The 23,304-nt window shown below is 37.4% G+C and carries 17 protein-coding genes and 1 pseudogene; all 18 read right to left on the bottom strand.

The window, feature by feature from the left end; all coding sequences use genetic code 11:
* Positions 1–58 precede the first annotated feature (58 nt).
* Positions 59–1,885 carry a group II intron reverse transcriptase/maturase gene (gene ltrA, locus FH036_RS07825; RefSeq protein ID WP_000774442.1) on the bottom strand — a complete coding sequence of 609 codons (1,827 nt, stop codon included), beginning with the start codon at positions 1,883–1,885 and terminating at the stop codon, positions 59–61.
* Positions 1,886–2,624: 739 nt separating this feature from the next.
* Positions 2,625–5,522, bottom strand: a pseudogene (locus FH036_RS07835) (PolC-type DNA polymerase III); the annotation flags it as partial.
* A gap of 124 nt (positions 5,523–5,646) precedes the next feature.
* The gene (locus FH036_RS07840) at positions 5,647–7,347 is read right to left on the bottom strand and encodes a proline--tRNA ligase (protein WP_139895606.1); all 1,701 of its coding nucleotides are present in this window, start codon (positions 7,345–7,347) and stop codon (positions 5,647–5,649) included.
* 109 nt (positions 7,348–7,456) lie between these two features.
* Entirely contained in the window at positions 7,457–8,713 is a 1,257-nt protein-coding gene (gene rseP, locus FH036_RS07845; protein WP_001090239.1) for an RIP metalloprotease RseP, read from the bottom strand.
* Positions 8,714–8,729: 16 nt separating this feature from the next.
* A complete protein-coding gene (gene dxr, locus FH036_RS07850) occupies positions 8,730–9,872 on the bottom strand; it encodes a 1-deoxy-D-xylulose-5-phosphate reductoisomerase (protein ID WP_000790359.1) in 1,143 nt (380 codons plus the stop codon).
* Positions 9,873–9,895: 23 nt separating this feature from the next.
* The gene (cdsA, locus tag FH036_RS07855; RefSeq protein ID WP_044791580.1) at positions 9,896–10,687 is read right to left on the bottom strand and encodes a phosphatidate cytidylyltransferase; all 792 of its coding nucleotides are present in this window, start codon (positions 10,685–10,687) and stop codon (positions 9,896–9,898) included.
* A gap of 17 nt (positions 10,688–10,704) precedes the next feature.
* Positions 10,705–11,481 (bottom strand): undecaprenyl pyrophosphate synthase, encoded by a 777-nt coding sequence (gene uppS, locus FH036_RS07860; protein WP_000971300.1) that lies wholly within the window; start codon positions 11,479–11,481, stop codon positions 10,705–10,707.
* 85 nt (positions 11,482–11,566) lie between these two features.
* A complete protein-coding gene (gene frr, locus FH036_RS07865) occupies positions 11,567–12,124 on the bottom strand; it encodes a ribosome recycling factor (protein WP_000531500.1) in 558 nt (185 codons plus the stop codon).
* Between the two features lie 2 nt (positions 12,125–12,126).
* On the bottom strand, positions 12,127–12,849 hold the full coding sequence (gene pyrH / locus FH036_RS07870; protein ID WP_000042663.1) for a UMP kinase: 723 nt from the start codon (positions 12,847–12,849) through the stop codon (positions 12,127–12,129).
* A gap of 66 nt (positions 12,850–12,915) precedes the next feature.
* Positions 12,916–13,803, bottom strand: coding sequence for a translation elongation factor Ts (gene tsf / locus FH036_RS07875; protein WP_001018580.1), 888 nt, complete (start codon positions 13,801–13,803; stop codon positions 12,916–12,918).
* 103 nt (positions 13,804–13,906) lie between these two features.
* Positions 13,907–14,608 (bottom strand): 30S ribosomal protein S2, encoded by a 702-nt coding sequence (gene rpsB / locus FH036_RS07880; protein ID WP_000111483.1) that lies wholly within the window; start codon positions 14,606–14,608, stop codon positions 13,907–13,909.
* Positions 14,609–14,956: 348 nt separating this feature from the next.
* Positions 14,957–15,736, bottom strand: coding sequence for a GTP-sensing pleiotropic transcriptional regulator CodY (gene codY / locus FH036_RS07885; RefSeq protein ID WP_000421288.1), 780 nt, complete (start codon positions 15,734–15,736; stop codon positions 14,957–14,959).
* Between the two features lie 77 nt (positions 15,737–15,813).
* On the bottom strand, positions 15,814–17,205 hold the full coding sequence (hslU, locus tag FH036_RS07890) for an ATP-dependent protease ATPase subunit HslU (RefSeq protein ID WP_000550081.1): 1,392 nt from the start codon (positions 17,203–17,205) through the stop codon (positions 15,814–15,816).
* Between the two features lie 22 nt (positions 17,206–17,227).
* Positions 17,228–17,770, bottom strand: a complete 543-nt coding sequence (hslV, locus tag FH036_RS07895; protein ID WP_000526271.1) for an ATP-dependent protease proteolytic subunit HslV — start codon at positions 17,768–17,770, stop codon at positions 17,228–17,230.
* Positions 17,771–17,812: 42 nt separating this feature from the next.
* Positions 17,813–18,712 (bottom strand): tyrosine recombinase XerC, encoded by a 900-nt coding sequence (xerC, locus tag FH036_RS07900; protein ID WP_001101228.1) that lies wholly within the window; start codon positions 18,710–18,712, stop codon positions 17,813–17,815.
* A 65-nt stretch (positions 18,713–18,777) separates the two neighbouring features.
* A complete protein-coding gene (gene trmFO / locus FH036_RS07905; protein ID WP_002028254.1) occupies positions 18,778–20,082 on the bottom strand; it encodes an FADH(2)-oxidizing methylenetetrahydrofolate--tRNA-(uracil(54)-C(5))-methyltransferase TrmFO in 1,305 nt (434 codons plus the stop codon).
* A gap of 50 nt (positions 20,083–20,132) precedes the next feature.
* Complete coding sequence (gene topA, locus FH036_RS07910) at positions 20,133–22,211, bottom strand: type I DNA topoisomerase (protein ID WP_001286973.1); 2,079 nt, start codon at positions 22,209–22,211, stop codon at positions 20,133–20,135.
* 144 nt (positions 22,212–22,355) lie between these two features.
* A complete protein-coding gene (gene dprA / locus FH036_RS07915; protein ID WP_061131599.1) occupies positions 22,356–23,225 on the bottom strand; it encodes a DNA-processing protein DprA in 870 nt (289 codons plus the stop codon).
* Between the last annotated feature and the right edge of the window lie 79 nt (positions 23,226–23,304).

Here is a 23,304-nt window from a genome sequence, read left to right on the forward strand (position 1 = left end):
ACACCGTGCGTGAGGCTTTCACACTCACACGGCGTTCCATCGTTAACTTTGTCGACGTTTATAAGCTGAGTTTTGGATTTCCTACTTCCGTTCTCAACTTATTTAATTTATTTAATGCTTTCTTTTCAAGCTTGACTAACATTTTTTTATAATCTTCATTTGCAAGAGGGTCTTTATTATGAATTAATGTATGGTATTTCTTATTAATAATAATCAAGTTGTGATATTCATCACTACCACCTTGCCCTGTTGGCTTAATGTGATGACATATAGCATTATGAGGAGTTAATCGTTCTCCCGTTATGCCACAACATCCTTTTTGCGCGACATATTTACTTAAGCGATTATTTTCATACAAAACACTTTTTGCTTTATATATTCCTTTACGAAACATTTCGATTTCTCGCACAGACACATGTTTTATCTCTTTATGAATTGATGCCCTATCCTTTTTATTATAAACAGAAAAATTAGGGTCTCTTTGACCTCGTATATCATGTCGAATTGCTTCAATAGGATAGACCAGTAATCCATTACTTTTAAACCTTGGACAATTATAATCTCCATAAAACTTATCAATGATATGATTAGTTTCTATTGTATAAACAAAGATGTTTCTGAACATCAATGATTTTATATTCGGATGAATTTTATGTCTTAGCTCGTTAAAATCTTGAGAGATTCTGGTCGCAATTTTGTAGTAATTATGCAACCCAAGTATATTCGAATTAAAATTCATCACTTTTTCTGGAGTGGGACTTTTTCTTAGTTTCACTAGTTGATGCCTAATGACACCCAATACTTTATCTTTCGCTTTCGGGTCCATTTTAGAATTTACAATATAACCAGTTTTAGCATTCCCCTTCTGAACTGCTCTAAATCGAATCCCTAAAAAATCTGTACCGTTTTTCCGTAAGTTTGTGATTTTACTTTTTTCTTCACTTATCTCAAGACCCAATCTTTCTTTGAGCCATTTTTCAACCGCTATTTTAATCTTTCTAGCGTTATCGTAGGAATTTGTGAAGATTTTAAAATCATCTGCATACCTTACTAGATACATTGGCTTTAACCTTGTCTTTTTTAGCGCATCCGTTTTATTGCGTTTTAATTTATAAGGTACTCTTGTCGGCTTTGTTTCCCATTGGTTTGACACCCACCAGTCAAGTTCATTTAATACAACGTTGGCTAGTAATGGAGATAAAATACCACCTTGAGGAGTCCCTTTAACAGGAATGCCTTCACCTGTAACTTCCGCCTTCAGCATCTTTTTGATAATGGATAAAACTTTTTTATCCCGTATTCCAATTGTCCATAGTTGCCTCATTAACTTTTTATGATTAACGTTATCGAAGAAACCTTTAATATCTATGTCCACTACAAAATGTTGATGACTGTGATTAACCATATGATAGCATCTAGCTAAAGCATCATGAGTGCCGCGTTTTGGTCGAAAACCATAGCTTTGTGGATGGAACTTCCCTTCAACAATCGGCTCTAGAACTTGTTGGAACATTTGCTGGATTAATCGGTCTTCAATTGTTGGAATCCCTAAAGGTCGCATTTTTCCATTTGGCTTTGATATAAACAAACGCCTTACTGCATGCGGCATATAGTTTTCCAATCTCTTCTGCGTTAATCTAATTAGCTTGTCGGCATCTATTTTATTAAGATGTTTTATTGTGTGACCATTTGTCCCTTTCGTTTTACTACCTATGTTGCTTTTTAAATTACGAAAGGCTAATCGAATGTTTTCTTCAGAAATAATCAGCTCATAAATATTTTTGAAATATCGACCCTTTTTGCTTTCTTCATAAAGATTGTCAAAAGTTGATTGTAAGCCAAAATATTCATTGTTTCTTAACTTTTGAATCATCAAGTCAGCCAACTAATCACTTCCTTAATGAAGTTTTCGTTTCTCTTTTGTCATACAGGAATCTGACTTTTGTAGGTTTTGTTTCGACGTTAACGACTTGTGCCCTTCCCTCTGAAATGTTTTTATCCTCCGACCTATTGGTTATTCAGTCATCTTCGGCATTTCATTAAGCGGTACTACGGCACTACTGCCACTTTCGTAAAATGTGTTATAGCATCTGCCTTTCCACATACCATCGTCATCGAAGTGCAATCTTCTCTTATGTCGAAAGCTTCACACGTTCCACTATTCTTATCTTTACATAATCCCCTTAGGTTCCCCCTAAATTCCGCCAAGCTTGACTGTGCCTGTAACACAGTATGGATTTTCATAACCAAACGCTTACTCATCCACACTTGGAAGTCCTCTTTGGACCCCGTTACATTTCTGTAACGTGACATTCACGAAAAGTCAGTCGAGGGTTCGTCCCAGTGATTCTACTGATTCTAACCGTAGGAATTTTATAGACACCAGACCTATCATTCACAGAAGATTTATATCTCCCTTTCCTCGTCTTTTACGTTAGGGTGAACTTCAGCCTACTTTAACGGGCTTCAAACGATGTTGATGTTTGCATTATCGCTATCGCTTGCCGTAGCTTCAGTGAGTATGTTTCAGGACGTTACTCCATCTTTCCATACTTCAGAATAGCAGTTCTACTAGCGGATGCTAAGATGCTAGTGCTTAACCTTTTCAGTTAAGAACGTGTCGCACTCAAATCGATATCGGGTACCTTATCTCCTTTAAATCCAAGGAACGTTTCGAACGGAATATCATGTCCATCTTTTACATATGGAATATTACAAGTTGGACATTCTTTATCCGGTAAGTCAAAACCAGAACCTACAGAACCATCATTAAAGAATTCTGATTGCTTACACTTCGGACATACATAGTGTGGTGGTAATGGATTTACTTCTGTAATTTCCATCATCGTTGCAACGAATGATGAACCTACCGATCCACGCGAACCTACTAGATATCCGTCTACTAATGATTTTTTCACAAGCTTATGTGAAATTAAATAAATTACGGCGAATCCATGCCCGATGATACTTTTTAATTCTTTTTCTAAACGCGCTTCTACAATTTCAGGTAACTCTTCACCATAAATACTACGCGCCATTTTATAACTCATATCACGCGTTTCATCATCTGCACCTTCAATTTTCGGTGTGTATAGATCATCTTTTACTGGATGAACATCGCCAATTAATGATGCAATCTTTTGTGTATTTGTTACGACAATTTCTCTCGCTACGTCTTCACCTAAAAATGAGAAACACTCTAACATTTCATCGGTTGTACGGAAATGTACAGGTGGTAATGAATGTCGGTTTAACGGATTGGCTCCGCCCTGCGAACTAACTAAAATTTTACGATACATTGCATCTTCTGGATTTAAGTAATGCACGTTTCCGGTAGCGACAACTGGTTTATCTAACGTCTCACCTAGTTTTACTAAGTTTGAAATAATTGTTTTTAATTGCCCCTCATCCCGAACAAGTTCACGCTCTACTAAATGACGTAACACTTCTGGTGGCATTACTTCAATGTAATCGTAGAACTGCGCAATTTCTTCTACCTCTTCAGGAGCTTTTTGCATCATTGCCTCAAACACTTCACCTTTATCACAAGCCGTTCCTACTAAAATACCTTCACGATATTTTTTTAATAGTGATCTTGGTACTCGCGGTACACGGTAAAAGTAATTTAGATGAGAATATGAAACAAGTTTATATAAATTTTTCAATCCAACATCCGATGTAGCAAGTAATGTCATATGACTTGGACGCCCGCGCTTATATGCATCCCCTTGTCCCATACTATCGTTTAATTGATCGTGATATTCAAAACCTTTTTCAATCACATCTTTTAACATTTTTACAAGTAAATATCCCGTTGCTTCTGTATCATAAATCGCACGGTGATGCTGAGTTAATTCGATATCCATCTTTTTACACAACGTATTTAAACGGTGGTTTTTCATTTCTGGGAATAAAAATCGTGCAAGTTCTAACGTATCTATTACTGGATTTTTCGTTTTTTCTAAACCAGCTTTTTTAAATCCTACGTTAATAAAGCCCATATCAAAACTTGCGTTATGAGCAACAAGTGTATGGTCACCCATCCATTCCTCAAACTTTTTAAACACTTCGTCTACTTCTGGTGCGTCGGTTAACATATCATCTGTAATGCCTGTTAACTCAATGATTGTTGCCGATAACGGTTGATGCGGATTTGCAAAAGATTCAAAGCGGTCAATAATTTCGCCACCTTTTACTTTTACAGCAGCTAACTCAATAACTGTATCATACACAGCTGATAAACCTGTCGTCTCAACGTCGAAAACAACATACGTTTCCTCTGCAAGTAAACGATGCGCTTCGTTATACGCTATTGGTACACCGTCATTCACTAAATTCGCTTCTACACCGTATATAACTTTAATTCCGGCTTTTTTCCCAGCTGAATATGCTTCTGGGAATGACTGTGCAACAGCATGGTCTGTAATGGCAATCGCCTCATGTCCCCATTTACCAGCTTGAGCAACAAGCTTAGAAACTGGAGTAACAGCGTCCATTTGACTCATCGGAGTATGGAGATGAAGCTCTACTCGTTTTTCACCTTCTGGCGCTTTATCTTTACGAGACGGTCCTGTTATTTCATTAATATCATTTGCAATCATTACTAAATCTCGAACGAATGTATCATTTTGAACAGAGCCACGCGCTTTTACCCACATTCCTTTTTTCAAGGACTGCAGCATTGGAATATCTTCTTTGTCACGAGAGAACATTTTGATCATAATAGAATCCGTATAATCCGTTATTTTTAAAGTTAATAACGTACGGCCACTACGAAGTTCTTTCGTTTCTACATGGAAGACATATCCTTGAACTGTTTTTCTTCTTTCTTCATCTTGAATTTCTCGCATCGGTGTAATCTCTTCATCCGGCTTAATAAGATACCCAAGTGTAATCGGTCCTTCGTGCACAACGCTGCTTTCTTCAGCTTGTTTCTTCGCCATTTCTTCCATAGCTTGTATAACACGTTCGCGATCTTCTTGCTGCGTTTGCTCACGAAACTTTTGCATTTCTTCTGTATTTTGCTTTATATGTGTGTCTAACTGGAAACGGGGGAATCCAAAAGCTTCGTATTGATCCCCTACTGGTTTCGCAACGTTTTTCTTTAAAGCAGTAGATTCCAGCTCATTATTCACATTTATAAGTAACTTCACTCCATTGACCTGCGGAAGCTGCTTCTTTAAATAAGCAAACATAGGTGAAAATGTAATTCGTTCCGTACAAAGTGGCCAATACGCCCTCACTTCTTCTTCAGTAAATTGTTTATTCTCTGTTTCTAATGCAAATGTTGTTCTTGCAATATGAGAAAATGATTGCTTAAGCTTTGTTTCTAGCAATTCATATAATTCTGTAGGCAAAATACGTGGCACTTGTAAATTAAAATGCCAACTTTTATTCGCTTTATCGATAACGAGCCTTTCAATACCACCGCCTTGTAAATATTGATTTATAAGGTCGTCTGGTATTTGCAACTGCTGGAGCAAAATTTGAAATCGCTCTTTTTGTTCATTTGTTAAAGACATAAGCACTCTCCTTCCATTTGCTATTATAAATTGAAACGTACTACAAAGAAAGATTTCTCCCTTCTTCTTTTACAAAATACGTTTACAAAGAAAGAGAAGGTACCTCATTACGAGGTACCTCTTCCTATTTTAAAATATTAGCAATATATGTTTGAAGTTCTTCTACTTTTACTTCTTCAGACTCACCTGTAGCACGTACTTTCACTTCTACAATACCTTCGTCTGCTTTTTTACCAACTGTCACGCGAACTGGAAGGCCGAATAAATCAGCATCAGCAAATTTAACGCCTGCACGTTCTGCACGATCATCTAGTAGTACTTCATATCCTTGCTCTTGTAATGAGTTATAGATGTTTTCACCCATTTCACGTTGTGCATCAGATTTCATATTTACTGGAATTACATGCACATGGAACGGTGCAACAGCTTTTGGCCAAACTAAACCGTTCTCATCATTAAACTGCTCTGCAATTGCTGCCACTGTACGAGACACACCAATGCCGTAACAACCCATAATAAGTGGTTGTGTTTTTCCGTTTTCATCTAGGAATGTTGCGTTCATTGCTTCACTATAACGAGTTCCTAATTTAAATACATGACCAACTTCAATTCCGCGTGCGAAAAGAATTGTTCCGTTTCCGTCTGGAGATTGGTCTCCTTCTTGAATGAATCGTAAATCCGTATATTGACTTACTTTAAAGTCACGTTCTGGATTTACATTTACATAATGGAACCCTTCTTCGTTCGCTCCTGAACATCCGTTGACAATTGATGCTACAGCGTGATCAGCAATAATTTCGATATCACCTGTTACACCAATTGGACCTAATGAACCAACTTCACAATTTAATAATTCTTTTACTTCTTCATGAGAGGCAAGCTCAACAACGGAAGCACCGTATACATTTTTCACTTTTACATCATTTACTTCATGATCACCACGAACAAGTACAACTACTAATTTCTCATCTACTTTAAATACCATAGACTTAATGCACTTTTCAGCTTCGATGTTTAAGAATGCAGATACTTCTTCAATTGCTTTTTGGTCTGGTGTTGCTACTTTTTCAAGCGCTTTTTCTGCTTCGTCACTCTTCGTATACGTAGCTACAACAGGAGCCATTTCGATGTTCGCTGCATAATCAGATGTATCAGAGTATGCAATTGTATCTTCACCAACATCAGATAATACCATAAATTCATGTGTATCTTTTCCACCCATTGCCCCAGAATCAGCAATAACCGCACGGTAATTCAAACCACAACGAGCAAAAATGTTAGAGTATGCTTTGTATAAGCGATCGTATACTTCATCTAAGCTCTCTTGTGTAGCATGGAAAGAGTATGCATCTTTCATTAGAAACTCTCTTCCACGTAATAAACCGAAACGAGGTCTTTGTTCATCACGGAATTTTGTTTGAATTTGATATAATGTTAACGGTAATTTTTTATATGATTTCACTTCATCACGTACAAGATCCGTAATTACTTCTTCATGTGTCGCTCCTAATGCAAATTCACGAGCGTTACGATCTTTCATACGCATTAATTCAGATCCGTAAGAATACCAACGACCTGACTCTTGCCATAATTCTGCAGCTTGCATCGCTGGCATTAATAATTCTACAGCACCTGCGCGCTCCATTTCTTCTCGAACGATACGTTCTACTTTGTGTAATACTTTTAAACCAAATGGTAGAAAACTATAAATACCAGAAGCATTTTGACGCATAAAACCTGCACGAAGTAATAACTGATGACTCTTAATCTCCGCATCAGCTGGAACTTCACGTAATGTAGGACTGAATACCATACTTTGTTTCATTTATTCGCACCTCTTCATTTTACTCTTACACGCAGGAAAACCCCTCACCTCGAGTTAGGTGAGGGATTTTATTCTACGAGCTCTATTTCATTATAAGTTTCACTTTATTTTACAAGAAAAACTTACGAATGTCATTCCAAGTTACAACTAACATAAGTAACATTAATAATGCAAAACCAATAAAGTGAACCATTCCTTCTTTTTGGCGATCAATTGGTTTCCCGCGCAATGCCTCAATTAAGAAGAAGAACAAACGTCCACCGTCTAAAGCGGGAACTGGTAGTAAATTAAATAAACCAAGGTTAATACTTAAAACTGCTGCTAAACTTAATACACGCGTAAATCCATAATCTACTACTTGATCTGTTAGATTATAAATTCCTACTGGACCTGACAACTCATTAATAGAGAATTGGCCCGTTACTAATTTCACAAGAGACTCAAAAATTAGTTTCGTCCATTGGTATGTTTGTTCAAAACCTGATTTAATAGACCCCATCACTGTTTTCTCTACAGGAGAGTAGACACCGATTCTACCAACTTCTTCTTTACCTTCTTTATCAAGCGTTGGCGTTACTTTCACATTAAACTGTTCACTATCACGCTTTACTTGTAACGTAAGTTCTTTATTCGGGTTTTCACGTACAATGGTAACAACATCTTTCCATGTACTTGTGTTTTTCCCATCAATAGCTTGAATTGTATCATTTTCTTTTAACCCAGCTTGCTCTGCTGCGCTATTCTCCATCACTTTTCCGACCATTGGTTTGTCAACAGGAACACCTTGTACAAATCCAAGAATCACAAAAATAACAAATGCTAAAATGAAGTTCATTGCAGGACCCGCAAAGATCGTTAAAGCACGTTGACCTAATTTCTTAGAGCCAAACTGTCTATTATACGGAGCAATTTGAATTTCTTCACCGGCAGTAATAATACGAGCCTTCTCATTCACTCGGAATGTTTGAAGCTCTTCCTCGTACTCTTCATAACCCGAAATTGTTAAATTATGCTCTAAATCAGATTGTTCGACTTCAATAACACGAACATTGGGATACTTTTCATATCCATCAAAAACTAATTTTGCAACTTCGTCTTTTTCGTTTAATACAAGGCCAACTTTTTTCCCAGGCTTTAACTCAACTGTATCTGCATCCTCGCCAGCCATTCTTACATAGCCGCCAAGGGGCAGTAATCGAATCGTATACACCGTTTCATTCTTTTCAAATGAGAATATTTTCGGACCAAAACCAATCGCAAACTCACGGCATAAAATACCTGCTCGTTTTGCGAAATATAGATGCCCTAGCTCATGGAAAAATACGAGTGCACCGAAAATTAATATAAAGGCAATCGCTGTATTCAATTCCATACCACCTTTGCTAAATTTGTTCCATCACAAACCGTCTTGTGGCTGCATCAATTTCCAGAATTTCCTCTAAGCTTGGACGTGCAATGACATTGTGATGGTTCATTGCTTTTTCAATGAGGTCTTCCACTGTTAAGAAACCAATTCTCTTTTGTAAAAAAGCTTCAACAGCTACTTCATTCGCTGCATTCATTACAGCTGGCATACTTCCACCTGCTTTTCCAGCTTCATACGCAAAACGTAGGCAACGGAAACGTTCTTGGTTCATCTTCTCAAAATGCAACGTTCCTATTTCCCATAAGTTTAACTGCTTTGTGTCTGAAAGAGGTAATCGATCAGGATATGTAAGTGCGTATTGAATTGGCACTCGCATATCAGGTGAGCCAAGCTGTGCCATCACACTACGATCTTCAAATTCAACCATAGAATGAATAATACTTTCTTTATGTAAAACAACATCGATTTGCTCATAAGGGATACCAAAAAGCCAATGTGCTTCAATTACTTCTAGCCCCTTATTCATCATTGTAGCAGAATCAATTGTAATTTTCGAACCCATTGACCAGTTTGGATGTCGAAGCGCATCTTCTACGGTCACATGATGCAATTCATCTCTCGTTTTATCACGGAAACTTCCACCAGAAGCCGTTATAATTAGTCGAGAAATTCTTTTTTCATTTTCACCATTCAAGCATTGAAAAATAGCTGAATGTTCGCTGTCTACTGGAAGTAACGAAACATTATGTTTTCGCGCTGCTTCCATTACAAGATGCCCTGCAGTTACTAACGTTTCTTTGTTTGCAATTCCAATTGTTTTTTTCGCCTCAATTGCACGAAGTGTTGGTAACAACCCTACGCTACCTACAACAGCATTTACTACTATCTCTGCATCTGGATGTAATGCTACTTCTAAAAGTCCTTCACTACCATATACAATTTTTGTATTACCAGAGACAGCTTGTAATTTTAAAACATCTTCCTCTCTTTGCACAGAGACAATTTGCGGAGAAAATTCTTGAATGACCTTTACTGCATAGTCAATATTTTTCCCTACAGAAAAAGCAACGAGACGGAATTGGTCTGGGTGCGAGCGTAATACATCTAAAGTTTGTGTACCAATTGATCCGCTTGCACCTAATAAACTAATGTTTTTCATGACTCCAACCCCTCGTTCATTTATTAATTGTATTGTAATAAGAAGTAGAGAATTGGTAAAACGAATAACCAACTATCTGTTCGATCTAATATACCACCATGTCCAGGTAAAATTGTACCTGAATCCTTTACGCCATAATGACGTTTAAATGCAGATTGTACTAAATCACCAATTTGTCCAAAAATAGAAATGATAATTGTCAACACAATTAAAATCCCTACATTAGCCTGAACTGGGAAGAACATATTGTAAACAAGTGCCACAACAATTCCACAAACGATGCCGCCTAATGAACCTTCAATCGTTTTATTTGGACTAATTTCTGGCCATAATTTTCTTTTTCCTAATGCTTTTCCTACGAAATATGCACCTGAATCAGTAGCCCATATAACAAATAATGCGCAAAACACATATTTAATTCCTAATATCCTCGTTTCATTCAGATATAAGAATCCCATTGCAACATATGTTGTTGCCATTAGTAAAAATGAAGCATTATCAAAAGTAAATGTATTCTTAGAAAGGACTGTATATGATAAAAGTAATAAAACAATCACAAATGTGATTTCTAATTTACCTAATCCAATCCAAGTAAACAGTTCTGATGCACTACTTGGAATTAAAATAATCCATAATAATACTGCAGCTAAAACTGTTGGTACTGAAATAAGCGTAAGCTTATTCATACGAATTAATTCATATAAACCTATAGAAGCAAGTGCATACACTAAAACCGTAAAAGGCACGCCACCGTAAATTACGATGGGAATGAATAGCGCGGCAGCAACCACTCCAGTAATAATTCTCTGTTTCACTACCAAACCCTCTCTTTCTACACGCCTCCGAATCTGCGCCCTCTATGTTGAAAGTCTGTAATCGCATTTAGCAAATGTTCCTCGGTAAAATCTGGCCAATACACATCTGTAAACCAAAATTCCGAATATGCAATTTGCCATAACATGAAATTACTAATACGTAGCTCTCCGCTCGTACGGATTAACAATTCTGGGTCAGGTAAAGAACTCGTCATTAAGTAGGAAGAAAGCATTTCTTCGCTTACATCTTCAACACGAACTTTTCCTTCCTCACGATCTTTCATCATATGTTGCACAGCAGAAACGATTTCATCTCGACTTCCATAGTTTAACGCGAAATTCAGAATTAATCCCGTATTCTCTTTCGTCTCTTCCATGGCCTTCTCCATCGCTCTGCGTGTATGCGTAGGAAGACGATCTTGTTGCCCTATTACACGGACTTGTACGTTCTCTTCAATCAATTCTGGTAAAAATGTACCTAAAAATTCTTCTGGAAGCTTCATTAAATAATCAACTTCCTTTTTTGGTCTTTTCCAGTTCTCAGTTGAAAAAGCATAAAGAGTTAATACTTTCACATTAAGTTTGCTTGCAAATTTTGTGATTTTCTTTACAACTTGCATGCCTTCATGATGTCCCGCAATACGAGGCATCGCTCTCCTCTTTGCCCACCTTCCATTACCATCCATAATGATGGCAATATGTTCTGGGATGTATCCTTTTTTCACTTCTTCAACGAGATGATCAAACGATGTGTCCTTTTTACCTTTAAAAAAAGGAAAGTTTTTAAACATCATTCATACCCTCCAACAAGCAGACGTATGCCTAAAAGTGTAAAAAGACCCCCTTAAGAAGAGGGTCATATTTGCGAAAGTATCGCTATTACACTTCCATGATTTCTTTTTCTTTGTTTTTTGCGATTTCGTCAACTTTTGCAATATATTTATCTGTTTCTTTTTGGATATCTTCAGTATATCCTCTTAAATCGTCTTCTGTAATCTCGCCAGCTTTTTCAAGCTTCTTAAGATCATCGTTACCGTCACGACGTACGTTACGAACAGCAACTTTTGCTTCTTCAGCATATTTTTTCACAACTTTTACAAGATCACGACGACGCTCTTCTGTTAATGCAGGGAATGCAATACGAATTACAGTTCCATCATTAGAAGGGTTTAAGCCTAAATCTGCTTTTAAAATTGCTTTTTCGATATCACCGATAGAAGTTTTATCATACGGTTGAATTACAAGTAAACGTGCTTCTGGAACTGTAATGTTCGCTAATTGCACAACTGGTGTTGGTGCACCATAGTAATCAACTTGTACTTTATCTAATACAGACGCGTTTGCACGACCAGCGCGAACTGTTGCTAATTCGCGTGAATAAGCAGCAACCGCTTTTTCCATTTTTTCATTTGCAGACTTCAATACTTGTTGTCCCATATTTATTTCCCCCTTACAACTGTTCCGATATTTTCGCCTAACACGGCACGTTTAATATTCCCTTTTTCCATAACTGAGAATACAATTAATGGAATATCATTATCCATACATAGAGAAGAAGCTGTAGAATCCATTACACCTAAACCTTCTTTTAATACATCTAAGTAAGTAAGTGTTTCGTATTTCGTAGCTGTTGGGTCAATAGATGGATCTGCATTATATACGCCATCCACATTGTTTTTCGCCATTAAAATTACGTCAGCTTCAATTTCCGCTGCACGTAACGCTGCCGTTGTATCTGTAGAGAAGTATGGGTTACCAGTACCTGCTGCAAAGATAACAACACGTTTTTTCTCTAAGTGACGAACTGCTTTACGACGAATGTAAGGCTCTGCCACTTGACGCATTTCAATTGAAGTTTGTACGCGAGTTTGAATTCCGATGTTCTCCAAGCTATCTTGAAGAGCTAATGAATTCATAACTGTTGCTAACATGCCCATGTAATCCGCTCCTGCACGATCCATGCCCATCTCACTTCCAATTTTTCCACGCCAAATGTTACCGCCGCCAACAACAACAGCAACCTCTACATCTAGTTCTGCAATTTCTTTCACTTGTTCCGCAACTGACTTAATAACAGCTGGGTTGATTCCAAATCCTTGCTCGCCAGCTAAAGCTTCTCCACTCAGCTTTAAAACGACACGATTATATTTCGGTTTACTCATAATGAACCTCCAATTGCTTACATCTTTATTTTAAAAAAGGGAACACAATGTGTTCCCTAATCTGTATTAGTTACTACCTTTTACTTGGTTCATTACTTCTTCAGCAAAGTTGTCTTCGCGTTTTTCGATACCTTCACCAACAGCGTAGCGAACGAATCCTTTTAATGTTGCGCCTTTAGACTCAACGAATTGACGAACTTTCATATCAGGGTTTTTAACGAATGCTTGGTCAAGTAAGCAAATCTCTTCGAAGAATTTGCCTAGACGGCCTTCAACCATTTTAGCAACGATTTTTTCAGGCTTGCCTTCGTTTAATGCTTGTTGTGTTAATACTTGACGCTCATGCTCAACTTCTTCAGCTGTTACAGCATCACGATCGATGTATTTTGGGTTAACTGCAGCGATGTGCATTGCTACGTCTTTAGCAGCCGCTTCATCAGTAGAACCTTCAAGAACTGTTAGAACACCAATGCGTCCACCCATGTGTAGGTAAGCACCGAATGCATCTGCATCAGTTTTTGATACGATTTCGAAACGACGAAGTGTAAGCTTTTCACCAATTTTAGCGATTGCTTCGTTGATGTGCTCTTCAACTTTTTTACCGTTTTCCATTGTTTGAGCCATAGCTTCTTCAACGTTAGCAGGCTTCTTAGCTAATAAGTGAGCAGCTAATTCTTTAATTAATGTTTGGAAACCTTCGTTTTTCGCAACGAAATCAGTTTCAGAGTTTAATTCTAAGATTAAACCGTCGTTACCGTTTGTTTCGATGAAAGTTAAACCTTCAGCAGCGATGCGGTCTGCTTTTTTAGCAGCTTTCGCGATACCTTTTTCACGTAAGAAGTCAATTGCCTTCTCCATGTCGCCGTTAGTTTCTGTTAAAGCTTTTTTGCAGTCCATCATACCTGCGCCAGTTTTTTCACGTAATTCTTTTACCATTTGTGCAGTGATTGCCATACTTTTCATCCTCCTAAAATATGTATTTATACCTTTTATAAAGGTGTTTATACCTTAAAAAAGGTGATAAAAGGCCGAACCCCTTATCACCTTTCCAACTTTGTTACGCAGTAACAGTTTCTTCACCTTGTTTTGCTTCAAGGATCGCGTCTGCCATTTTAGATGTAAGAAGTTTTACAGCACGAATTGCATCATCGTTCGCTGGGATAACGTGATCGATTTCGTCTGGATCACAGTTTGTATCAACGATACCGATGATTGGAATGTGTAATTTGCGTGCTTCAGCAACTGCAATACGCTCTTTACGAGGGTCTACTACGAATAATGCACTTGGAAGACCTTTCATATCTTTAATACCGCCTAAGAATTTCTCAAGACGCTCTAACTCTTTTTTAAGTTGAACAACTTCTTTCTTAGGTAGTACTTCGAAAGTACCATCTTCTTGCATTCTTTCGATGTCTTTAAGACGCTTGATACGCTTTTGGATTGTTTGGAAGTTAGTTAAAGTTCCACCTAACCAACGTTGGTTAACGAAGTACATACCAGCACGAGTTGCTTCTTCTTTAATAGCTTCTTGTGCTTGTTTTTTAGTACCTACGAATAAGATGTCTCCGCCTTCAGCAGCGATGTCACGCATAACTTTGAAAGCTTCCTCAACTTTTTTCACAGTTTTTTGTAAGTCGATGATGTAGATACCGTTACGCTCTGTGAAAATGTAACGCTTCATTTTTGGGTTCCAACGACGAGTTTGATGTCCAAAATGAACACCAGCTTCAAGCAATTGCTTCATAGAAATTACTGACATAATATAGTTCCTCCTAAATGGTTTTTGATATCCTCCGTTTACTTCATCTCTAAGCGAAACTACAAACGTAGCACCAACACTTAAATCAGTAAACGTGTGTACTTTGTACTGACACCACTGCTTACTATATCATACTGAAATATTACAATCAAGTCGAAAATGCGAACAATGTAAAACTTTCTTTGTTCATACTTGAATTCTAGTATTACCAACCTGCATTTCTTTTAAGCAAAAATTGAAATGCAATTCATGGCTTTTCAAAAAAATGCGATTATGACGCTATGTACGAACAACATCAATCTGTTATACAAAAAAACTCTCCTCAAAAAATGAGAAGAGTTTTATAAATTAGTTTGTTTTTAATTTAGCAAGTTCATGTAAGAATTTGTCGTTTAATACTTTAATGTATGTTCCTTTCATACCTAAAGAACGCGACTCAATTACACCAGCACTTTCTAATTTACGAAGTGCATTTACGATTACCGAACGAGTGATTCCTACGCGGTCAGCAATTTTACTTGCAACAAGTAAACCTTCTGTTCCGTTTAATTCTTCGAAGATGTGCTCGATTGCTTCTAACTCACTGTAAGATAATGAGCTGATCGCCATTTGAACAACAGCTTTGCTACGTGCTTCTTCTTCAATTTCTTCTGCTTTTTCACGTAAAATTTCCATACCTACAACAGTTGAGCTGTACTCAGCAAGAATTAAATCATCATCTAAGAACTCTTGACCAAGACGAGCTAAAACTAATGTACCTAGACGCTCACCGCCACCAACGATCGGTACGATTGTAGTTAAGCCTTGACCAAATAATTCTTTATTTTCTACTGGGAATGCTGTGTAAGCACTGTTTACATCTAAGTTTGAAGATGTTTCTGTAATGTTGAATAAGCTTTGTGTATACTCTTCTGGGAATTGACGCTCTGCAAGCATTTGTTTCATACGCTCATTCTCGATTTGTTGGTGAATTGCATAACCTAGTAATTTACCACGACGGCTTACTACGAATACGTTCGCTTCGATTACTTCACACATTGTGTCAGACATTTCTCTAAAGTTTACAGGCTTTCCTGCTGCGCTCTGTAATAACGCATTTAATTTTCTTGTTTTTGCTAATAATTCCATTTCAAAAGTTCCTCCTACATGTTACTCACATATTTTTTCATCACTTGGAAACTAGGGCGAGTCACCTGATGACACTATTACAAAATAAACTGGCTCACATCTTTATTTTTAGCAATCGTTGCTAATTTTTCCTCAACGTATTGAGGCGTTATCGTTATTTTCTCTAACGTAATTTCAGATGCTTCAAACGATAAATCTTCAAGGAGCTTCTCCATAATCGTATGAAGTCTTCTTGCTCCAATATTATCTGTATCCTGATTAACTTGATAAGCAATCTCAGCAATCTTACGAATAGCTTCGTCTGAAAATTCAATTTCTATACCTTCAGTCGCTAATAAAGCAATATATTGTTTAATTAACGCATTGTCAGGCTCGATTAATATTTTAACAAAATCATCCGTCGATAATTTTGTTAATTCTACTCGAATCGGAAATCTCCCTTGTAATTCCGGAATCAAATCTGACGGTTTAGACATATGAAACGCTCCAGCTGCAACGAATAAAATATAATCCGTTTTTACTGATCCGTATTTTGTCGCAACATTTGATCCTTCTACAATTGGTAAAATGTCACGTTGCACACCTTCACGTGATACATCTACACTATTCGACTGCTTACCAGCAATTTTGTCAATTTCATCGATAAAAATAATCCCGAGCTGTTCAGCACGATAAACAGCCTCTTGTGTAACTTCATCCATATCAATTAAGCGCTGTGCTTCCTCATTTGTCAAGACTTTTCTTGCTTCTTTTACAGAAAGTTTACGTTTTTTTGTTTTTTTCGGCATAAAACTTCCTAATGCATCTTGAAAATTCATCCCCATTTGTTCCATGCCAGTTCCTTGCAGCATATCGAACATGGAAGACTGTTGTTCAGTCACTTCAATCGATACAATTTCATCTTCAAGAAGTCCTGCAGCAAGCTTTCTTTCCACATCTTGACGTTTCTTTTCGATTTCAACATCTTCCTGTGAATCTGTTGTTTGATTCGAATTTTGAGCGCCACCAAATAGCATTTCTAATGGGTTTTTAAATCCAGATTGCTTCTCCGGACTCGGCACTAAAATTTCAACAAGACGTTGGTTCGCTTGTTCTTCTGCTTTGTCTTGTACTTTTACTACCATTTCTTCTTTCACAATGCGAACTGACGTTTCCACAAGGTCACGTACCATCGATTCTACATCTCTACCTACATATCCAACTTCTGTAAATTTCGTAGCTTCAACCTTAATAAAAGGTGCTCCAACGAGTTTCGCCATTCGTCGTGCTACCTCTGTTTTACCAACACCTGTCGGTCCAATCATTAAAATATTTTTAGGTGCAATTTCATCACGTAGATTTTCAGCTAATTTACTTCGGCGGTATCGATTTCTTAAAGCTACAGCAACCGCTTTCTTCGCATCCTTTTGACCGATAATGTATTGATCTAATTTTTCCACAATTTGACGCGGAGTAAAATGTAAATGCATATAAAATGCCTCCCTTACGATTCTACAATTCTTCCACAATTATATTGTGGTTTGTATACACACAAATATCGCCTGCAATGTCTAAACTCGCTTTCGCAATTTGCTTCGCTGTTAAATGTTCACTTGCATATTGTTTTAAAGCACGACCTGCTGAAAGCGCATAATTTCCGCCAGATCCAATTGCTAAAATACCATCATCCGGTTCAATCACTTCTCCCGTACCTGAAACAAGGAGCATCGTTGTTTTATCCATGACAATGAGCATCGCTTCTAGCTGACGTAACATTTTGTCACCGCGCCATTGCTTCGCCATCTCAACAGCAGCACGCTGCAAGTTTCCATTATACTCTTCTAATTTCCCTTCAAACATTTCAAAAAGAGTAAATGCATCAGCAACTGAACCTGCAAAACCAGCTAAAACTTTCCCTTGAAAAAGTTTACGAACCTTACGAGCTGTATGTTTCATTACAACAGCATTTCCCATTGTCACCTGGCCATCTCCAGCCATTGCACATTCTCCATTATGATGAACTGCAAATATCGTTGTAGCGTGGAAATTTCCCATAGAAAAAACTCCTTTATATGTTTTTATAGCTTTAAAAGCAATTTATGCCCGTGGGTGATGCTTCATGTAGACAGAACGCAATCTTTCTTTAGAGACATGCGTATAAATTTGTGTCGTAGACAAATTTTCATGACCGAGTAGCTCCTGTACAGTACGTAAATCTGCCCCTTCATCTAACATATGTGTAGCAAATGTATGCCTTAACATATGAGGACTTATACGCATTGTCAGTGAAGCTTTCTTAATGAGTTCATTTAATACATAGCGTACCCCTCGACTTGTCAGCGGCGTGCCTTTCGCATTTAAAAATACCATATGAGATTGTTCTTCAGTTTTCTTGGCTAACTGTTTTCTCCCGTTCTCTATATAAGTAATTAAAGCATCTTGTGCATAGCTCCCGAACGGAATATACCTTTGTTTTTTTCCTTTTCCCATTACTAAAATTGTTCCCACCGCAAAGTCAATATCGGTAAGTTGTAAATTGACACATTCACTCACACGGATCCCGGTCGCATACATCAACTCTAATAAAGCTTGATTCCTTTGACCTAACGGGGTTTCCGTATCAGAAACTTCAAATAATTCCTCTAATTCTTCAGCATATAAAAACTTTGGGATTGACAATTCTTTTTTGGGGAGTGACGCAAGTGCAAACGGATTATCCTTCCGATAACCTTCACGCATCAAAAAACGATATAAACTTCGTAAGCTTGATACTTTTCTTGCGACAGATTTACGGGCTAACTTTTCATCGTGCAACGTCGTTAAGTACAAACGAACATCCGCGTATGTAATATCTAAAAAAGAGGATATGCCTTCTCGCTCCATAAATTGCACAAAATGTTCTAAATCATTTTGATAACTTGCAATTGTATATTTTGAATAATTTCTTTCAATTTGTAAATATCCAACGAATAATTGTAACAATTTCTTCACATTCACACAATTCACCTCAATAAAGGCTACTAAATCGTATCACAACTTAGTAGCCTTTGCAAGAAATTTAACTAAATATTTACAAAATTTCGAATCGTTTCTAAAGCGCGTGTTGCATATGCTTCATTACGTTCTGCTTTCTTTTTAATTTTCTTCTCTAACGGTGCAAACAGGCCGAAGTTTGCATTCATCGGTTGGAAGTTTTTTGCATTTGTCGCAGTAATATAATTCGCCATACTTCCCATCGCAGTTACTGGTGGTAATACAACCGGCTCTTCACCTTTTACAAGTCGAGCAGCGTTGATACCTGCTAGCAATCCTGAAGCCGCTGATTCAACATATCCCTCCACTCCAGTCATTTGACCAGCGAAGAATAAATCATCACGTTGTTTATATTGGTATGTTGGACGAAGCAAGTTAGGTGAATTAATAAATGTATTACGATGCATTACACCATAACGTACAATCTCTGCGTTTTCCAGTCCTGGAATCAACTGTAACACTTCTTTTTGCGGTCCCCATTTTAAATGCGTTTGGAAACCTACGATATTGTATAACGTTCCCGCTGCATCATCTTGGCGTAACTGAACAACAGCATATGGCGTTTTCCCTGTTTTCGGATCTTCTAATCCAACAGGTTTCATCGGTCCAAATACTAGTGTTTGTCTTCCTCTACTTGCCATAACTTCTACCGGCATACAACCTTCAAAGAAAATTTCTTTTTCAAATTCTTTTAAAGGTACTGTTTCAGCAGCGATTAAAGCCTCGTAAAAACGGTCAAATTCCTCTTCCGTCATTGGACAGTTTAAATATGCCGCTTCACCTTTATCGTAACGAGATTTTAAATACACTTTATTCATATCAATGCTGTCTTTCTCAACAATCGGTGCTGCTGCATCATAGAAATAAAAGTAGTCTTCACCCGTTAATTCTTTTAATTGCGCAGAAAGATCAGGCGACGTAAGTGGACCTGTCGCGATAACAGTAGGACCTTCTGGAATTTCAGTGATTTCTTCATTCACCACAGTTACGTTCGGATGATTTTTCACATATTCCGTTACTTTTGCCGCAAATTCATGACGATCTACCGCTAAAGCCCCTCCTGCTGGTACAGAACACTCATCAGCTGCACGAATAATAACAGAATCCATTAAACGCATTTCTTCTTTAATAACACCAACAGCATTTGTTAATGTGTTTGCGCGAAGCGAGTTACTACATACTAATTCTGCAAATTTATCTGTGTGATGAGCTGGCGTTTGCCTTACCGGTCTCATTTCGTATAATCTTACTTGGACACCACGTTTTGCAATTTGGTAAGCTGCTTCACTTCCTGCAAGACCTGCGCCAATGACGTTTACTACTTGTGTTGTCATATATTTATCACCTTTCCTTTTCTTCCCGAAAAAAATGTGAGCAGTTACGCTCACATTTGTTGTTCTTCTTCATAATCACACGAAATACATTGTACTTGTACGCCCTTTTTCAACTTCTTCTCTACTAGCATACCTTCACACTTCGGACATTTACGGCCAATCGGCTTATCCCAAGATACAAAGTCACACTCTGGATACGTACCGCACCCATAGAAAAGACGTTTCTTTTTATTACTACGACGTTCAATAATTTGACCTTTATCACATTTCGGACAAGTAACACCGATTTCTTTCACAATCGGTTTTGTATTACGACAATCTGGGAAATTCGAGCAAGCCATAAATTTCCCGTATTTACCCATTTTAAAGACCATTGGGTGATTACATAATTCACAATCTTCCCCAGCTGGTTCATCTTTAATTTCCACTTCACGCATTTCTTTTTCCGCTTTTTCTAAACGCGGTTCAAATCCTACGTAGAAATCATCAACAATTTTTACCCAATTCGCATTTCCTTCTTCTACTTCATCGAGGCTTTGCTCCATGTTAGCAGTAAATTCAATGTTAATAATTTCCGGGAAAAACTCTAAAATAAGTTCAATTACTATTTCACCTAGTTCAGTTGGAACGAAGCGTTTATTATCCAAACCTACATATCCACGTTTTTGAATCGTTTCAAGTGTCGGTACGTAAGTCGACGGTCTTCCAATTCCAAGCTCTTCAAGTGTTCTTACTAAACGAGCCTCTGTATAGCGCGGCGGAGGTTGTGTAAAGTGTTGCTTCGGTTCTAAATCCTTCGAAAATACGGTTTCCCCTACTTCTAAAGGTGGCAACATCTTATCCTTTTCTTCAGCCCCATCATCTTTCGACTCTACATACACTTTCATAAATCCTGGGAACTTTACAACCGATCCACTTGAACGGAACTGAACATTATTATTAATGAGTCTCGCTGTCACAGTATCCATTATAGCAGACGCCATTTGACTTGCAACAAATCGCTCCCAAATCAATTTATACAATCGAAGTTGGTCACGACTTAAGAAACTCTTTAGTTCCTCTGGCTTTCTCATTACCGAAGTAGGACGAATTGCCTCATGCGCATCTTGTGCGTTCGACTTCTTCGTTTCTTTCTTCTTTTCTGTTCCTATGTATTCCGTACCAAACGCCTCAGTAATGTACGTACGTGCCTCTGTTTGAGCTGTTTCTGAGATACGTGTTGAATCAGTTCTCATATACGTAATAAGACCTACAGTTCCTTGTTTTCCAAGATCAATTCCTTCATACAATTGCTGCGCAAGCATCATCGTTTTCTTTGCTCGCATGTTTAACTTACGCGCCGCCTCTTGTTGCAAGGAAGATGTTGTAAATGGTAATGCTGGATTACGTTTTCGCTCTTTTCGCGTTACATTTTCAACTGAGAACGCATTATCTTTCAGCCGTTCAATTATTTCATTCACTTGTGTTTCATTCGTTAATTGAACTTTTTCACCATCTACACCGTAAAAGCTTGCTTCAAATGTGTCTTTCCCTTTCACAAATTCTGTCTTAATTGTCCAGAATTCTTCAGGCTCGAAACTTTGTATTTCTCTTTCACGTTCGATAATTAAACGAACTGCTACAGATTGTACGCGTCCTGCACTTAATCCTTTTTTTACTTTCTTCCATAATAAAGGACTAATATTGTAACCAACAAGACGATCTAGTATACGTCTTGCTTGTTGTGCATCTACTAAATTCATGTTAATCGCGCGAGGATGTTTGAATGATTCTTTTATTGCATCTTTTGTAATCTCATTAAACACAACTCGGCAATCTGATTCAACGTCCACATTTAACGTATTGGCTAAATGCCAAGCAATAGCTTCCCCTTCGCGGTCTGGATCGGCCGCGAGATAGACTTTCTTTGCTTTTTTTGCTGCTGATTTTAAGTCTTTTAAGACGGGACCTTTACCACGAATGGTAATATACTTCGGGGTGAAGTTGTTCTTTACTTCTATCCCCATTTGGCTTTTAGGTAAATCGCGAACGTGTCCCATAGACGCGACAACTTTGTATTTTTTCCCTAAATATTTCTCAATGGTCTTCGCCTTAGAAGGCGACTCCACGATTACGAGGTAATCTGACATGCTAGTGCCTCCTTAAGAGGTGGATTCAAGTCTTCATTAATCTTATTGATTTCTCTTGTTTTTGTCAATCAAGAATGAATATACCATACAGTGCCTATCTACCATTTGTCAATAATTGTTTAATAAAAACATAAAAATATAAGGTTAATTTAAAATCTCTTCCAGTATATCTTCTGCATTTCTTACTAGTTTCGCTCCTTGTTGAATGAGATGATTTGTTCCTGATGCACTATCTATAAATATAGGTCCAGGCAGTGCAAATACCTCTCTATTTTGCTCTAGAGCAAGGTCTGCGGTAATAAGTGTTCCACTTCTTGATTTCGCTTCTACAACTAAAACACCTTTACTTATGCCACTAATAATTCGATTCCTTTTTGGAAAATACCATTTTTTCGGTGCATAGTGCGGAGGATACTCTGTTAATAACAATATATATTCATTCCACACTTCATATAAATATCGATTCTCTCTTGGATATATATACGATAATCCATGTCCTAGTATCGCAATTGTTGGGCAATGCCGTCTTACTGTAATTTCATGAGACATCGCATCTATCCCTCTTGCAAATCCACTGACAATAAGCCATTCTTTTTCTAATAATGGATGTAAAATAAATTTCAAACTTTCATATCCATATAAAGTCGGTTCTCTTGTTCCAACAACCGCTAATTTATTCACTTTATTGAGAAAATCTTTTTCTCCTTTTCCATATAATACAAAGGGAGGATCTTGTATTTCACGTAATAATTTTGGATAATCTTCATCCCATATTGTCATATAAAAGAATCGATTTTTCTCTAAATAAGATATATATTGTGGGAGATTTGAACTTTGAAGAAAATTTACTAATTCTGAAGATTTTTTCGAGGATATTCCAGTGTAACATTCAATTTGTTTTGCATTAAAATTGTATATTTCCTTCAATTCTGGATCGACATGTAATAGCCTCTCTATCGCCTTCCAATGGTCTGCTAACAAGTAATGAAGATGTAATAATCGTTCTCTTTTCATCCCAATTCTCCTTACCCATAATTTTTATTATGTTAACAAGAAGTTTGTAAAAAGACACCTTCAAGCAAGAAGGTGTCTT

Source organism: Bacillus sp. CD3-5 (assembly GCF_006349665.1).
GTDB classification, from domain to species: Bacteria; Bacillota; Bacilli; order Bacillales; family Bacillaceae_G; genus Bacillus_A; species Bacillus_A paranthracis.

Coding starts and splice junctions, on each gene's coding strand:
- FH036_RS07840 (WP_139895606.1), bottom strand. CDS start 7,347: ATGAAACAAAGTATGGTATTCAGTCCTACATTACGTGAAGTTCCAGCT.
- dxr (WP_000790359.1), bottom strand. CDS start 9,872: ATGAAAAACATTAGTTTATTAGGTGCAAGCGGATCAATTGGTACACAA.
- uppS (WP_000971300.1), bottom strand. CDS start 11,481: ATGATGTTTAAAAACTTTCCTTTTTTTAAAGGTAAAAAGGACACATCG.
- frr (WP_000531500.1), bottom strand. CDS start 12,124: ATGGGACAACAAGTATTGAAGTCTGCAAATGAAAAAATGGAAAAAGCG.
- pyrH (WP_000042663.1), bottom strand. CDS start 12,849: ATGAGTAAACCGAAATATAATCGTGTCGTTTTAAAGCTGAGTGGAGAA.
- tsf (WP_001018580.1), bottom strand. CDS start 13,803: ATGGCAATCACTGCACAAATGGTAAAAGAATTACGTGAAAAAACTGGC.
- rpsB (WP_000111483.1), bottom strand. CDS start 14,608: ATGTCAGTAATTTCTATGAAGCAATTGCTTGAAGCTGGTGTTCATTTT.
- codY (WP_000421288.1), bottom strand. CDS start 15,736: ATGGAATTATTAGCAAAAACAAGAAAATTAAATGCGTTATTACAGAGC.
- hslU (WP_000550081.1), bottom strand. CDS start 17,205: ATGCATTTACATTTTACTCCGCGTCAAATTGTGGAAAAATTAGATCAA.
- hslV (WP_000526271.1), bottom strand. CDS start 17,770: ATGGGAAATTTCCACGCTACAACGATATTTGCAGTTCATCATAATGGA.
- trmFO (WP_002028254.1), bottom strand. CDS start 20,082: ATGACAACACAAGTAGTAAACGTCATTGGCGCAGGTCTTGCAGGAAGT.
- topA (WP_001286973.1), bottom strand. CDS start 22,211: ATGTCAGATTACCTCGTAATCGTGGAGTCGCCTTCTAAGGCGAAGACC.
- dprA (WP_061131599.1), bottom strand. CDS start 23,225: ATGAAAAGAGAACGATTATTACATCTTCATTACTTGTTAGCAGACCAT.